This is a genomic window from Shewanella sp. 125m-1, assembly GCF_052977065.1.
Genome location: NZ_JBRILT010000071.1, coordinates 1 through 15,695 on the forward strand (window position 1 = coordinate 1; position 15,695 = coordinate 15,695).

Below are 15,695 nucleotides of genomic sequence, written 5' to 3' on the forward strand. Positions count from 1 at the left end.
TTTAAAAACACTCGGATTTTGCCATCTTATAAAGATCGGTCAACCGTTCAATAAACTGCTAAATGATCGGCATTACTGCTTAGGCAGTCCTTTTTATTACGCAATGCTTGCTAGAAACTATATTGATTACTATTAAGCAATAAAGTCTTCAATCTGCTTTTGAATACCCGCCGCATCTAAGCCAAGCTCACTGATGATCTCTTCTGGCGCGCCGTGCTTAATGAACTCATCAGGCAAACCAATAAGCAATACCTGTTTTGGCATCTTAAGCGTCTGCAATAGCTCTAGTACGCCAGAACCTGCACCGCCCATAATCGCGTTCTCTTCAACTGTGACGAGCACATCGTGATTTGCAGCAAGCTCTTTAATCAGCTCAGCATCAAGTGGCTTCACAAAGCGCATATCGGCAACAGTGGCATCGAGTGCTTCGGCTGCAGTTAAGCTGCTTGCCAGCAAGGTACCAAAGTTAAGGATGGCAATCTTCTTGCCTTCACGCTTAATTAAGCCTTTACCGATTGGCATTGCTGTCATGGTTTCGACTTGCTTAGCGCCAGTGGCGCTACCACGAGGGTAACGTACAGCGGTAGGGCCATCGTTATAGCAATAGCCGGTATAGAGCATCTGGCGGCATTCATTTTCATCAGACGGCGCCATGATCACCATATTTGGCACTGTGCGCATAAAGCTTAAATCGAATGCGCCTTGATGAGTTGGGCCATCGGCGCCAACAATACCACCGCGGTCAATGGCAAAGAGTACCGGTAGCTTTTGCAGCGCGACGTCATGGATAAGCTGATCATAACCACGCTGTAAGAAGGTAGAGTAGATAGCGACAACAGGCTTGTATCCTTCACAGGCAAAACCCGCTCCAAAGGTTACCGCATGTTGCTCGGCAATCGCTGCATCGAAATACTGCTTAGGGAAGCGCTGAGAAAACTCAACCATACCTGAACCTTCGCGCATCGCTGGTGTAATACCCAGTACCTTTTCATCTTTTTCAGCAATATCACAAAGCCACTTACCAAACACTTCTGAGAAGGTTGGGTCGCATGGTTTAGCTGCTGGTTTTTCGAAGGTTGAAGGATCAAACTTAGGCACTGCATGCCAACCAATAGGATCTTTTTCTGCTGGCTCATAACCACGACCTTTCTTAGTCATGATATGCAAAATCTGTGGACCTTTTAGGTTGCGCATATTGCGCATCGTCTCAACCAGCGCATCAACATCATGGCCATCAATTGGGCCAATATAGTTAAACCCTAGCTCTTCAAATAACGTACCAGGAACCACCATGCCTTTAAGGTGCTCTTCGGTGCGCTTAGCCATCTCTTTGATAACCGGCATACCCTTAAGCACTTTCTTGCTGCTTTCTCGTATGGTGGTATAGAAACGACCTGACATCAGCTGAGCTAAGTGGTTATTGAGTGCGCCAACGTTTTCTGAGATAGACATCTCGTTGTCGTTGAGCACGACCAGCATGTCGTTATGTAAGTCGCCCGCGTGGTTCATGGCTTCAAATACCATGCCGCCGGTCATTGCGCCGTCACCGATAACGGCAACCACTTTACGACCAGCTTGCTCTTTTTCCGCAGCGACGGCCATAGCAAGAGCGGCACTGATAGAAGTGCCTGAGTGACCCACACTAAAGGTGTCGTATTCACTTTCTTCGCGCCATGGGAATGGGTGCACACCGCCTTTTTGGCGTATGGTATGCATCTTTTCACGTCGTCCAGTTAAGATCTTGTGTGGATAGGCTTGGTGGCCTACATCCCAAACTAGTCTGTCAAATGGGGTGTTGTACACATAGTGAAGTGCCACGGTAAGTTCCACCGTGCCGAGACCCGATGCGAAGTGACCGCTTGATTTACCCACAGACTTCAGTAAGAAACCTCTAAGTTCGTCTGCCAATTGTGGCAACACTGCTTGAGGGAGCTGTCTTAGCTCATCTGGGGTATTAGCCTGTGCAAGCACAGGGAATTGAGAAATATCAAAACTCATATCGAGATTCTTTGTCTCTTTATTAAACTCTTCGCTCAATGATATAACGGGCGAATTCTGCAATTAGCTGGCTATTGTATGGTAATTTGGCCAGCGCTGATAGTGCGTCCTCAATCAAACTTGAAGCAGTTTTTTGGGCGCCCTCTAATCCAAGTAACTTAGGATAGGTACTTTTGTTTGAATCTGTATCGGAACCTTGCGGCTTTCCAAGCTCTTCGGTGCTAGCGATAATATCGAGCACGTCATCTTGTACTTGAAAAGCTAGGCCTATAGCATCAGCAAAATCGAGTAATGCTTGACGTTCTTGCTCATCGACTTTTGCGGCGATAATGGCAAACTCAACTGCACAGCGAATAAGGGCACCGGTTTTTAGTTTGTGAAGCTTTATTAAGGTGGCTAATTCAATCTGCTTGTTTGTGGCGCTTAAGTCCATCGCTTGACCACCACACATACCACTATACCCAGAGGCGTTAGCTAAGGCTTTAACCATGGCTAAATTCTGTGATGGAGTAATGTTTTCAATGGGGTCGCTGATGATTTCAAAAGCAAGAGCTTGTAGTGCATCGCCTGCTAATATGGCAGTGGCTTCATCAAAAGCAATGTGTACAGTGGGTTGACCACGTCGCAATGCATCGTTATCCATTGCAGGTAGATCGTCATGGATCAGTGAGTAAGCGTGAATACATTCGACTGCCGCAGCACAAGAGTCCAGTGTTGTCAGTTTAACACCTAACATGTCGCCGACAGCATAAACCAAAAACGGTCTAATACGCTTGCCACCAATCAACGCACCATGCTTCATTGCTGCTTTAAGCTGCAGATCAATATTGTCGAGTGAATCGATACGTAATTCAAGCTGTTGGTTGCTGCGCTGCTGGTATCGCTTAAGTGACTCTACTAACAATTACTCACCCTCGATATCATAAGGTTTGAGAGTGTCTACACCCTCTTCTTGCATTAACACTGCGACCTTTTGCTGAGCATTTTCTAATTTGCTTTGGCTATTTCGCACAAGCTTTATCCCGCGTTCGAATTGCTTTAAGGCATCATCGAGATCGATATCGCCGTGCTCTAAGTCGGTGACGATTTTTTCTAGCTCGGAAAGTGAATCTTCAAATGAGAGATTTTCTGGTTTTTTTGCCACGATGATCATTCCTAGAAAATAAGCGGTACACAAAGTATATCAGCAGGGCACATGGGTCAAATTAAGCTGTTGACAATTTGCGCAAAAGCACGCTTTCAACAACAAACATGCTTTCATAGTGAGTAAAACATACGTGAGCCAACAGATAATAGATCAAGAGACATATCGGGAGGCTTTGGCACTATCCTGCGAGTGAAAGGGTATTTTAACGGAAACCGCGCCACATTTGCTGGAAATATCGCTCAAGAGATCCATTTTTTGGTCGTTATATATGTTGAAATGCTGAAAATATGACGCTTATTGAATTGTTTGGTGACTTGTCGCTTGCCGTGACAGCAAAGGCGTAATATTTTAGCGACTTAATTTATTCTTGGCACCCTATGTAGCCATTTGCATTTGAGACTGCAGACAAGCAGTATTTTGTTCGGTATTTGAGGAGCGGTTTTGGATTTAGCAACCCTAATTGGACTTATTGGCGCATTTGCCTTCGTTATTATGGCGATGGTCAGTGGTGGCGGCATAGGTATTTTTATCAACGTGCCCTCGATTCTTATTGTGATGATAGGCTCATTGTTCGTCGTGATGATGAAATACAATCTTAAGCAATTCTTAGGTTCAGCAAAAATTGCCGGTAAAGCGTTTATCTTCAAACTAGATAAGCCAGAAGATCTGATTGAGCAATCAATCTCCATGGCAGACGCTGCACGTAAGGGCGGATTTTTGGCATTGGAAGAAGCCGAGATCAGTAATAGTTTTATGCAAAAAGCGATCGACATGTTGGTCGATGGCCATGATGGCGATGTGGTGCGAGATGCGTTAGAAAAAGATATCGCGTTGACTGAAGAGCGCCATAGAACAGGCATTGGTATTTTTAAGTCTATCGGCGATGTCGCTCCAGCCATGGGCATGATCGGTACCCTTATCGGTCTAGTGGGCATGTTATCTAATATGGATGACCCAAAATCTATTGGCCCTGCGATGGCGGTCGCACTACTGACCACCTTGTACGGTGCGGTTGTGGCTAACATGATTGCTATCCCTATTGCTGATAAGTTATCACTACGGATGAATGAAGAGATGCTAAACCGTAACTTGATTATGGATGCGGTATTGGCTATTCAAGATGGACAAAATCCACGGGTGATTGAAGGGTTTTTAAAGAATTACCTTACTGAAAAGTCGAGAAAAATAGACACCTTGGACGGAGCGTAAGCAGATGGCTAAAAAAGCCAAATGTGATTGCCCGCCACCAGGGGCCCCCCTTTGGTTGGCAACCTTTGCCGACTTAATGTCATTACTGATGTGTTTTTTCGTATTACTGCTGGCATTTTCTGAAATGGATGTCATGAAGTTCAAGCAGATTGCCGGATCGATGAAATACGCCTTTGGTGTACAAAATAAAGTCGAAGTGAAAGATATTCCAAAGGGCACTTCGGTTATTGCATTAGAGTTTCGCCCAGGCAAGCCAGAACCGACCCCCATTGAGATTATTAATCAGCAAACCAATGAAATGACTGAACCTATGCTTGAATTTCAAGAGGGGGAAGACTCAAGTGCTGGTGGTATTCAGCAACAACGCGGAGAGCAGCGTGGTGGTCAAGCATCGGCTACGGCTGTCGAGCAAAGTGAGGCAGAAGCTAAGGCTGAATCTGCAGCGAAATCAGAAACGGAGTCCACTAAGACTCAAGCATCTGCTCAAGATAAGATCAATGAGCAAGTCAAGAAGATGGCACAGGAGCTCAATAAAGAGATTGTTGACGGGGCGATAGAAATTGAATCCCTAGGCCAACAAATCATTATCCGTATTCGTGAAAAGGGATCGTTTGCTTCAGGTTCGGGGTTCTTACAACCTAGATTTAAACCGGTAGTGCGTCGTGTTGGTGAATTACTAAAGGATGTGCCAGGGATTGTTACTGTGTCGGGGCATACCGATAACTGGAATATCTCCAATGAACTTTATAGCTCTAACTGGGATCTTTCGAGCAAACGTGCAGTCGCGGTTGCCCATGAACTTATTCGAGTAAAGGGTTTTGACCAGCAGCGTATGAAAGTGGTTGGTATGGCCTCATCAGATCCATTAGTTGAAAACAACTCAAATGCGAATCGAGCCCGAAATAGACGTGTCGAGATCGCGATAGAGCAGGGTAAAGCTAAGGAGTCGGCAGAGATCCAAGTGGGTAAATAATCTAGGTTCTCGCTATGACAAAACAGGTAATCGAGGTGACTCGCTTACCTGTTTTTGTTTGGCAATGTTTGCGCTGGATCACTTCACAAGAGAACAACCACTCAATCATCATCACCCTTGTGTGGGTTTGCCAAAAAACACCCAGAATCGATATATAATGCGAAAATTTACGGTTTTGTTGAGACAAACTGAGATTGGATATACGCAATTGCCATGTGATCTTGTTATAATCGGTAAATTGCTGTTTAAATACCACCTCGCGGAAGACCAATGAAATTTATCGTAAAACTGTTTCCTGAAATCATGATGAAAAGCAAGCCGGTAAGAATGCGCTTTACCAAAATGCTTGAGACCAACATTCGTAACGTACTTAAAAAAGTAGATGAGTCTGCCAAAGTACAACGCCAGTGGGATAAAATCATGGTGATGGTACCAGATGATAGGCCTGATCTGGTTGAAGCATTTGGCGAACGTTTAGCCTGTATTCCAGGTATTGCACATGTATTGCAAGTGAATGTGAGTACCTTTACTTCTGTTGATGACATCTACCAACAAACTTTAGTTGCTTATAAAGAGCAACTAGCAGGTAAGACGTTTTGTGTACGTGTAAAACGTGCGGGTAAGCATGAGTTTAATTCGATTGAAGTTGAACGCTATGTGGGTGGTGGACTCAATCAGTTTACTGAGGCGGCAGGCGTTCGTTTAAAAAATCCTGATATGACAGTGCATCTAGAGATTGATAATGACAATCTCTACATTATTGATAAGCGTATTGAAGGTCTTGGCGGTTTCCCTATGGCGACGCAAGAGGACGTGTTATCACTTATTTCAGGTGGTTTCGATTCAGGTGTGTCGAGCTACATGTTCATTAAGCGTGGCTCACGTACTCATTACTGTTTCTTCAACTTAGGTGGCGACCAACACGAAATTGGTGTTAAACAGGTGGCTTATCACTTATGGCAGAAATACGGCGAGTCGCATAAAGTTAAATTTATCTCTGTACCGTTTGACCCAGTAGTTCAAGAAACTCTTGAGCGTATAGACAACGGTCAAATGGGCGTTATCTTAAAGCGTATGATGATGCGTGCAGCAACACGTGTAGCACAAAAAATGGGTATTCAAGCATTGGTGACGGGTGAAGCAATGGGCCAGGTATCTAGCCAAACATTGACTAACTTGAACGTGATTGACCGCTGTACTGAGCAGTTAATCTTACGTCCACTTATCGCCATGGATAAGCAAGATATCATCAACATTAGCCGTCAGATCGGAACCGAAGATTTTGCTAAGTCGATCCCTGAATATTGTGGCGTAATTTCGCAAAAGCCAACGGTAAAAGCTGTTTTATCTAAAGTTGAAGCAGAAGAGGCTAAATTCTCTGAAGACCTACTTGATCGCGTGATTGCCGATGCTGAAATTATCGATATTAGGGAGATTGCTGCACAGATGGATACTAAGATCACTGAAACAGAAACCGTTGATGCGATTAACGCGAATGAAATTATTATCGACGTCCGTGCTCCTGAAGAGGAAGAGAAATCTCCGCTGGACATTGAGGGTGTAGAAGTTAAGCCGATTCCTTTTTATAAGTTAGCAACTCAGTTTGCTGACTTAGATAAAGAGAAGAGCTACCTGCTTTATTGTGACCGTGGGGTCATGAGTAAGCTACAGGCCCTTTATCTGCAAGAACAAGGTTACACCAATGTTAAGGTTTACCGTCCTTAAGCTGGGCGCTATGAGCGCCTATTAGCGTAGGTATTGCAAAGGCGACTTAAGTAAGTCGCCTTTTTTGTGCTCAATGTTCACTAAATCACAATTTACGGACACAAAAAAACCACCGAATAGGTGGTTTTTAACATTGAAGTCGTTACAGCAAAACTAATCAGCTAATATTAGCTGCGCAGTGGCTTCTTCGTTCTTCTTCTGTTCATCAGTAACTAGCATTGTATCAAGCTCAGAGGTTAGCTGCGCCTGCATTAATTCCATGCTTTCTGCTAAGTTAGCTGTTAATGTCGCTTCAATATCTTTGGTATCGATGCTGATTTCATCAGCGCTTACAGATGCCGACACGCTGAGAATGGCAAGAACAAATACTGATTTAAGGTTTAACATACGCGGTAGCCTCCAGGCTAAAATTTGGGTTGTTAGACACGCCCCATTACGTCGTAGAGGTTGTCCAACTAGTATCATTTCGTTGGGGCAGATTTTGAACAAAAAGACTGGCCTTTACAAACGATAAAATGTAACAATGCGCATTAGAAAAACTAATTAAAAATCGGGATCCAGATCACTATGGCAAGACGATTACCTCCCCTAAATGCTGTAAAGGCATTTGAGGCTGCAGCTAGGCATTTAAGCTTTACTCGAGCAGCTGAAGAATTGTTTGTTACTCAGGCAGCAGTGAGTCATCAAATTAAAGCATTAGAAGAGTATCTTGGATTAAAACTGTTCCGTCGTAAGAACCGTTCATTGCTGTTAACCGAGGAGGGACAAAGCTACTTTCTCGACATTAAAGATATCTTTACTCAGCTTGCCGATGCGACTGACAGATTGTTAGCCCGAAGCGCCATCGGTTCGCTTACAGTAGCCACCTCGCCTAGCTTTGCTATTCAATGGTTAGTGCCTCGGCTGGCTAAATTTAGCGAGAAAAATCCTGAAATTGACGTAAGGATTAAAGCGGTTGATGATGAGGATGGTTCACTCACCGATGATGTTGATGTGGCCATTTATTACGGCATGGGCAACTGGCCTGGTATGCGCGCCGATAAGCTTCGAAACGAAGTGCTAATTCCGGTTTGTTCCCCCTTATTATTGAATGGTCCTAAGCCGCTAGAGAAGCCGAGCGATCTTAAAAATCATACCTTATTGCATGACTCTAGCCGCCAAGATTGGCTGGCTTGGTTTAGGCAATGTGGAATTACTGATATTAATGTGAACCAGGGACCGATATTTAGTCACTCTTCACTAGTGTTACAGGCGGCTGCTCACGGGCAAGGCGTGGCGCTAGGCTACAGTGTGCTGGCAAGGCCAGATATCAAAGCGGGTCGTTTGGTCTGTCCATTCCCTGAAGTTTTAGTCAGTAAGAATGCATATTATCTAGTGTGCCAGCAAAACCATGCCGAGATAGGTAAGGTTGCGGCCTTTAGAGAGTGGATGCTTGATATGTTCGAAGAGGAGACTCGTAGTGAGCTGCTTACAGGATAAGTTAAAGCAAGCGTATTTAGAGGGTGTGCTAGCTGAGGCTGTTGCGAGCTTAATTCACGAGAAACACGAGGAGTTCGTTTTTGATGCCAGTCAGTATCTGGTTGAGGAGCCCAGTAGCAATAGTGCAAACAGTGACACGCTGATCGTATTGGCTCATGGTGCAGGGGCAAACATGCGCCATGAGTTTATGACGGCCATGGCCAAAGGTTTAGCCGAGAGTGGCGCGCGTATCGTGCGATTTAACTTTCCTTACATGCGCGCCAATGCCATTGACGGTAAACGTCGTCCGCCCGATAGAGCACCAAAGCTTATCGCCGATTATGCACAGCAGCTTAGTATTCTAAAACAGCAATTTAAGCCTAATAAAGTCTACTTAGTGGGTAAATCCATGGGTGGGCGCATGTCGACAATCTTGGCCGAGAGCCTAGAGGTTGATGGTGTGGTGTGTTTAGGTTACCCCTTTATTCCACTCAGTGGCGGTGAACCGCGTTTAGCGCCTATAGAGAATTGTTCGGCCCCTATTATGGTGATCCAGGGCGAGCGTGATAAATTTGGGCACAAAGGCTTGGTTGAAACTTGGCCGATAATGAATAAGGTTCAATTGCATTGGTTAATTGATGGCGATCATGGTTTTAAACCGCGCAAGTCGTCAGGGACTACCTTAGCAGCTAATCTGGAACAAGCTATCTCGCTTATCAATAGGTTTATTGCAAAATAATAATGGGCAATGCACGACTTGAATATGGCACTCAAAGTGGCATTGATGAAAGTTGACTGTAACCGTTTGGGAGGTTAAATGCGTAATGGATTTTTGCTGCTTGCAGCATTAAGTGGTTTCATCGCTGTGGCATTAGGTGCTTTTGGTGCACACGGACTGAAAAATGTGGCGCCAGCAGACTTAATTGCCATCTTTAATTTAGGTGTCGAATATCAGTTTTATCATACCTTCGCACTTATCGTGGTGGCTTTTTCGGGACACTGGATTAAGTCTCGTTTGCTGGATTGGGCGGGTTATCTGTTTATCGCCGGTATGGTGTTGTTTTCGGGGTCGCTATATTTATACGCATTAATCGGTGCAAAATGGACTGGGCCTGTCACGCCAATAGGGGGTGTTTGTTTCCTACTTGGTTGGTTGTTTATTGCGCTGGCTGTTTGGCGTAATCGAGTCAAAGAGCTGGATTAACTGCGGCGTTTTTAACTGGGGTGTTTGCAAGAAAATAGAGCGTACTCAAGTCATGTAGTCAACCCGAGTAGCGATATTAAATTTTAGACAGTACACAGCTAAGCTTGAACAGTGTAAAATAGCGGGCAACAACTTTGTTGGCCGCTTTTTTGTATCAATTATTCAAATACGTTGGCTGTTTTAAGCGCTATGCTTTGAAGCCAAGTGTCGTTTTTATAATGAGACTTTGATTGATATTATTTTTATCTTCAGGAAATTCAATGATAAACCTATTTTTATTTTGCCGTGCTGGTTATGAAAAAGATTGCGCAGCTGAGATCCAAGTGCGTGCGGCTGAGCTTGATATTGGTGGATTTGTAAAAACCAACACCAATGATGCTTATGTCATTTTTCAGTGCTTCCAAGCCGGCGATGCTGAAGTTTTAGCTAAAAACATCAGTCTGGACTCACTTATTTTTGCTCGGCAGATGTTTGCTGCAAAAGAGTTACTAAAAGGCTTACCTGAACAAGATAGAATCAGTCCGATTGTTGAAGCGTTAACACAGGTCAATAAAGCGGGTGAATTGCGCGTTGAAACGCCTGATACGAACGAAGCTAAAGAGCTATCTAACTTCTGCCGTAAGTTTACCGTACCGCTTAGACAGGCATTGAAAAAGTCGGGCACACTGCTTGAAAAAGAAAACCCAAAGCGTCCTATTATTCATGTGTGTTTTGTCGCATCAGGCCAGGCTTATGTGGGTTATTCACTGAGTAATAACAGCTCGCCTTATTTCATGGGGATCCCAAGACTTAAGATTGCATCCGACGCGCCGAGTCGTTCGACCCTAAAGCTTGATGAAGCATTTATTCACTTCATCCCTAAAGAAGAGCAAGAAACTCGCTTAAGCAGTGGTATGAAAGCGGTGGATCTTGGTGCTTGCCCTGGTGGTTGGACATATCAGCTTGTGAGACGCGGTATGTTTGTTGCGGCTGTCGATAACGGCCCAATGGATGAAGGTTTGATGAATACTGGACAGGTAAAACATTACCAAGCTGATGGATTCAGATTCGAGCCCCCAAGAAAGAACATCACTTGGCTTGTGTGTGACATGATTGAAAAGCCATCTCGCGTAGCTGAGCTTATCGAAGCATGGGCGATTAACGGTTGGTTTAAAGAATCTATCTTCAACTTAAAATTGCCTATGAAAGCACGTTATAAAGAAGTGTCGACGATTTTGGCGACGATGGATGAGATCTTAAAAGAAAACGGTGTTGATGATTTCTCTATTGCTGCTAAGCATTTATACCACGACCGTGATGAAGTGACGGTTCACCTTTGCTTGCGACCAAATCAACCTTGGTAACCAGTTAACTGTTAGTCTAGCTCCAGGCTAGGCTGATGCAGAAAGCATAAAAAAAGGCCCCATGTGCAAACATGGGGCCTTTTTAATACTGCAGGTTAAAGCAGATTAAGATAGACGTTCAATCACAGCCTGAGTGAAGTCAGTCGTGCCGTGAGTACCACCAAGATCGCGAGTGGTACGATCGCCTTCTTCGATGACTGCAGTGATTGCTGCGCGAATTAGCTCAGCTTTATCAGACATGCCCAAGTACTCAAGCATCTGAATTGACGCTAGGACGACAGAAGTCGGGTTGGCTAGGTTCTTACCTGCGATATCAGGTGCACTGCCGTGTACAGCTTCAAAAATAGCGGCGTCGCTACCTATGTTTGCACCAGGTGCCATACCTAGACCACCAACAAGACCTGCACAAAGATCCGATAAAATGTCACCAAATAGGTTAGTAGTAACAATGACATCGAAGTTTTCTGGGTTCATGACCAGCTTCATGCAGGTTGCATCAACAATCATCTCTTCAGTCGTGATGTCAGGGTAGCGCAAGCTAACTTCACGGGCGACTTTCAAGAATAAACCTGACGTTGACTTCATGATGTTCGCTTTATGAACGATAGTCACCTTTTTACGGCCTTCTTTACGTGCAAGCTCATAAGCAAATGTGGTGATCTGCTCTGCGCCTTGACGAGTAATAATACTGGTCGCTTCGGCAGTGGCGCCGTCCTCAGATACGGTTTGACCTAATCCTGAGTACATACCTTCAGTATTTTCACGAACAGTAATGATATCGATATTGTCATAACGAGCCTGAGTCCCCTTGAAAGATAGAACAGGGCGTACGTTTGCATAAAGGCTAAATTGCTTACGCAGGCTAACGTTAATAGAGGTAAAGCCTTCTCCAACCGGTGTAGTTAGCGGGCCTTTGAGAGTAATGCGGTTCTTTTCGATAAGTTCTAAGGTACGCTGAGGTAATAATTCACCGTGCTTTTCTAATGCAACCAAACCCGCATCTGCAAACTCATACTCAAAATCACAACCTGCTTTATCAAGGATTTTTAGTGCTGAATCGATAATGCTTGGGCCAATCCCATCACCAGGGATTACGGTTATAGTTCTTTTTGTCATGGATAGTCCTACCAAGGTTAGGCGTTACTGCAATTGTGTAACCATGTCTTAGGACACGGAAAGTAACTTTAATTTATTTTCTTTTTATTCGACGTATTTTAAACACTTTTAAACAACTTTCACAGTAAATAGTGAGCAATCTCACGTTTTTTTCTGTAGGGTAACTTGCATAAATAACTGCTTATGACGATGATTGTTCGTTAGAAGGTTAAAAAGTCTACTTTAGTCTACTAAAATAATAATGAGGAAGACCTTGAAGTCACTACCTATAAAGTCATTATTGCTATTATCGACAAGCTTGCTGTCTGCAAACTTGATGGCGGCCACAAATAGCATCACCCCCGACGATATCATGCGATTCGAATCGCTTAAAAAGCCTATTCTTTCAGATGTGGGCAATATACTTGCGGTTGAAGTCGCACCGGATCGTGGCGATAGCTACGGTTTAGTTAACAGCTTAATTGCAAATAAACAGTTTAGTGTACAAGGTGGCAGCAAGCCAAAAATTAGTCATGACGGCCGATTTGTAGCATTTGTTGATGCGGTGCCTTTACTTGATTCAGAACAAGCGACCAAGAAAGCTAAAAAGAAACTTAAGCCTGGATTAGTTTTGTTAGATACCACAACGGGCAAAGAGATACGTTACAAAGGTGTTAAATCCTTTGAATTCAACGAGACGGGTAGCCATTTAGCGATTTGGTTTGAAGCTGATGAAAGCAAAAAAGATGACAAATCAGCTGATAAACCTGAAAACGGTCACAAAGAGCTAAAAGTTGATGATTATGATAAAGGCTCACTTGTTGAGTTGGTATCACTTAACAATCTGAAATCAATAAGTTTTAAAGATGTTACCGCACTTAATTTTGATAAGTCAGGTATGCATTTCGCTTTAGCGATAAATAATATTGAAACGAATAAGCATGAACTAAGACTGGTTAAACTTGCTGACAATACCGCATCGATTGTACAGAGTTTAAAACAGCAACAACTTGGTTCAATTGCATTAAGTAACGACGGTAAGTATTTAGGCTATACCTATGGCGACGTTAATGCAGCCCCTTATGGTCGAGAATATCAACTCTCATTGTTAAACCTTGAAAATAACAAGGTGACTTTGGCGCCTCAAGCTGCCGAATGGACCTTGAATCGTTACGCGGATTTGCGATTCTCTGATGATAGCCAACGTTTGTTTTTCGGTCGTGTACCACAGGTGAGTCAGCAGTTAGACATTGCTAAAGTTGAAAGCCAGGCGGATCTATTTGATAAAGATGTGATTACCGCTAACCGCGAATTAAGGGTCTGGCATGGTGACGACCCTCGCATTAAACCCCATGAAGTGAAGCAGTATAAAAAAGAGTTGAAGCGCACTTATTTAGCGGTATTACATGTTAATGGTAACAACCTTGTGCAGCTTGGCGACCTGAGCGTTCCCGATGTTGAGGTGCAGCAACAACAACGCTTTGCGCTCGCAAGTTCAGATCTGCCGTATCGCAAGATGATTACCTGGGCAGGTTTCTATCGTGACTTTTACTTGGTCGATCTCAATACTGGCCGCAAGATCCCGCTATTAACTCAGCAAAGTAGCTCTGATGAACCTGAATTGTCACCGGGTGAGAAGTTTGTCTCATATTACTTACACGGCAACGTCTTTTTATATGAAATAGCGCAGGATAGACGTACGAATATCACTAAAAGCTTGGGGGTTTCGTTTGCGAATGAAGATCATGACTACCCATCAAACGCTCCAAGTTATGGCTTAGGACCATGGATTAGCGGCGACAGTGGATTATTGCTCTATGACAAATTTGATATTTGGCAGGTTAATACGGCCTCCCATGAGGCATTTACGTTAACCGCTGGTGAAGGCCGTAAGCAAGGTGTTCAATATCGAGTCACTGGACTGGTGAAAGATAAAGACTATCCAAGTGTGCTAAATAGTGATGAAAAAGTGCTGCTGCAGGGTTACAGTGATATCACTAAAGGCGATGGCTTTTATCAAGCTCAAGTTGGTGTGGCGGGGGTTTCGCCATTAATGAAGGGGGATTATAAGCTAAAGCTACTCGCACGCAGTAAAGATGCTAAGACGATTGTGTATTCAAAGGAGCAGTATGATCTGTTCCCCGATCTTTATAGTGCCAGTTATGACTCCGTGCAAGATGCGACTCGTCAAACAAACTTCGATAAGCAGCGTGAAGCTTTTAATTGGAGTCAATCAGAACTCGTACAGTGGACTAATGGTGACGGTAAACCACTTGATGGTGTATTGATTAAGCCGACAAATTACGTTGAAGGAAAACGTTATCCGGTGTTGGTTTATTTTTATCGCTTTATGAGTGATAGATTACACGCTTTCCCGCAGATGAAGATTAATCATCGTCCCAATTTTGCTTGGTTTGCTGATAATGGCTACGCAGTATTCTTACCGGATATTCGCTTCGAAGTGGGTTACCCTGGTGACTCATCAGTACAAGCATTGACCTCAGGTGTGCAGCACTTGATTGATATCGGAATTGCCGATCCAAAGGCTGTCGGTATTCAAGGTCACTCTTGGGGGGGGTATCAAACAGCATTTGCGGTGACAAAAACGAATATCTTTAAGGCTGCAGTTACAGGTGCGCCAGTGTCGAATATGACGAGTGCTTATAGCGGTATTCGCCACGGTAGTGGCTTAGCAAGACAGTTTCAGTATGAAACAGGCCAAAGTCGTATTGGAGAAAGTTTATTTAAGTTACCACAAAAGTATATAGAGAACTCTCCGGTATTTTATGTTGAACGCATTAAAACACCGATGATGATTATGTTTGGTGATAAAGATGATGCGGTGCCCTGGGAGCAGGGGGTTGAGCTGTATTTAGCGATGCGCCGAGCGGGTAAAGATGTGGTGTTCTTGCAGTATGAAGATGAGCCTCATCACCTGAAAAAATACCCCAATAAACTCGACTACAGTATTCGCATGATGGAATATTTCGACCATTACTTAAAAGGGGCTCCAGCACCTAAATGGTTGAGTGAAGGTGAGGCTTATACTGAGTATAAAAAGGCAGATTGACCCAATGGGTTGTAGCTTGTCTGGCGAGTTATTGCCTGTGTGATTAATCGCTAGCTTATGGCTCTCTAGCTTACAGAGCTCTAGCCGATAGCTATCTGCTGATAAAGTATGAATTGATAGCGTGTTAAATGCCGAGGTGTAGACCTCGGCATTTTTGTTTCAATAAAACCTGTTTCGCTTGGGCTATCTTTTTAGCATATTTATAGCCTATAAAAAGTAACGGTTTCATATGCAAATAGCCGAGCAATAGCTCCTGCGCTATTAGCTGTTTTCATGACTAACATTAGCTGGTGACAGATTAGCTTTGCGTTAAGTGTCTATACTTTTAAAGTTTTAATATGCTAATGGCTGGTTAATTTCTGACTTAGTTTTGGGATTAGTTCAGGCTTAGTTTTGGGGCTCTTCTCCGCTTACATGAGCTTGATATTTGGATAAAAGGTTGAATGGGTATCAGGGACTGATGTTTGTCTGAT

14 protein-coding genes are annotated in these 15,695 nt (G+C 43.8%); 9 read left to right on the top strand and 5 right to left on the bottom strand.

The features are described 5' to 3' along the window. Positions 1–132: 132 nt before the first annotated feature. The 3 genes from dxs to xseB are packed head-to-tail and all read right to left on the bottom strand — an operon-like array spanning position 133 to position 3,142. Complete coding sequence (gene dxs / locus ACVBIK_RS20020; RefSeq protein ID WP_447160056.1) at positions 133–1,998, bottom strand: 1-deoxy-D-xylulose-5-phosphate synthase; 1,866 nt, start codon at positions 1,996–1,998, stop codon at positions 133–135. Between the two features lie 22 nt (positions 1,999–2,020). Further along, positions 2,021–2,902, bottom strand: a complete 882-nt coding sequence (ispA, locus tag ACVBIK_RS20025; protein ID WP_447160055.1) for a (2E,6E)-farnesyl diphosphate synthase — start codon at positions 2,900–2,902, stop codon at positions 2,021–2,023. Beyond that, complete coding sequence (xseB, locus tag ACVBIK_RS20030) at positions 2,903–3,142, bottom strand: exodeoxyribonuclease VII small subunit (protein ID WP_447160054.1); 240 nt, start codon at positions 3,140–3,142, stop codon at positions 2,903–2,905. A 444-nt stretch (positions 3,143–3,586) separates the two neighbouring features. Here xseB and pomA point away from each other — a divergent pair, with 444 nt between their 5' ends. The 4 genes from pomA (at position 3,587) to thiI (ending at position 7,052) form a co-directional block, all read left to right on the top strand. Further along, positions 3,587–4,354: a flagellar motor protein PomA gene (pomA, locus tag ACVBIK_RS20035; RefSeq protein WP_447160053.1), complete on the top strand. Its 768-nt coding sequence runs from the start codon at positions 3,587–3,589 to the stop codon at positions 4,352–4,354. Between the two features lie 4 nt (positions 4,355–4,358). Further along, positions 4,359–5,327, top strand: a complete 969-nt coding sequence (locus tag ACVBIK_RS20040; protein ID WP_447160052.1) for a flagellar motor protein MotB — start codon at positions 4,359–4,361, stop codon at positions 5,325–5,327. Between the two features lie 14 nt (positions 5,328–5,341). Next, a complete protein-coding gene (locus tag ACVBIK_RS20045; protein WP_447160051.1) occupies positions 5,342–5,485 on the top strand; it encodes a hypothetical protein in 144 nt (47 codons plus the stop codon). Between the two features lie 112 nt (positions 5,486–5,597). Further along, on the top strand, positions 5,598–7,052 hold the full coding sequence (gene thiI / locus ACVBIK_RS20050) for a tRNA uracil 4-sulfurtransferase ThiI (protein WP_447170366.1): 1,455 nt from the start codon (positions 5,598–5,600) through the stop codon (positions 7,050–7,052). A 153-nt stretch (positions 7,053–7,205) separates the two neighbouring features. On the opposite strand, the gene ACVBIK_RS20055 is transcribed toward thiI, so the two are convergent. Then, a complete protein-coding gene (locus ACVBIK_RS20055; protein WP_447160049.1) occupies positions 7,206–7,439 on the bottom strand; it encodes a hypothetical protein in 234 nt (77 codons plus the stop codon). A gap of 180 nt (positions 7,440–7,619) precedes the next feature. Between ACVBIK_RS20055 and ACVBIK_RS20060 the strand changes: the two genes are divergently transcribed. The 4 genes from ACVBIK_RS20060 (at position 7,620) to rlmM (ending at position 11,057) form a co-directional block, all read left to right on the top strand. Continuing rightward, on the top strand, positions 7,620–8,531 hold the full coding sequence (locus ACVBIK_RS20060) for a transcriptional regulator GcvA (RefSeq protein ID WP_447160048.1): 912 nt from the start codon (positions 7,620–7,622) through the stop codon (positions 8,529–8,531). Next, positions 8,512–9,249: an alpha/beta fold hydrolase gene (locus tag ACVBIK_RS20065; protein ID WP_447160047.1), complete on the top strand. Its 738-nt coding sequence runs from the start codon at positions 8,512–8,514 to the stop codon at positions 9,247–9,249. The genes ACVBIK_RS20060 and ACVBIK_RS20065 overlap by 20 nt, the downstream gene beginning before the upstream one ends. 78 nt (positions 9,250–9,327) lie before the next feature. After that, positions 9,328–9,714, top strand: a complete 387-nt coding sequence (locus ACVBIK_RS20070; protein ID WP_447160046.1) for a DUF423 domain-containing protein — start codon at positions 9,328–9,330, stop codon at positions 9,712–9,714. A gap of 260 nt (positions 9,715–9,974) precedes the next feature. Continuing rightward, positions 9,975–11,057: a 23S rRNA (cytidine(2498)-2'-O)-methyltransferase RlmM gene (rlmM, locus tag ACVBIK_RS20075; RefSeq protein WP_447160045.1), complete on the top strand. Its 1,083-nt coding sequence runs from the start codon at positions 9,975–9,977 to the stop codon at positions 11,055–11,057. Positions 11,058–11,162: 105 nt separating this feature from the next. Here the strand turns inward: rlmM and ACVBIK_RS20080 are convergent, their stop codons facing one another. After that, a complete protein-coding gene (locus ACVBIK_RS20080) occupies positions 11,163–12,173 on the bottom strand; it encodes an isocitrate dehydrogenase (RefSeq protein ID WP_447160044.1) in 1,011 nt (336 codons plus the stop codon). A 253-nt stretch (positions 12,174–12,426) separates the two neighbouring features. On the opposite strand from ACVBIK_RS20080, the gene ACVBIK_RS20085 reads away from it, so the two are divergent. After that, positions 12,427–15,222, top strand: a complete 2,796-nt coding sequence (locus tag ACVBIK_RS20085; protein WP_447170367.1) for a prolyl oligopeptidase family serine peptidase — start codon at positions 12,427–12,429, stop codon at positions 15,220–15,222. The last annotated feature ends 473 nt before the right edge of the window (positions 15,223–15,695 follow it).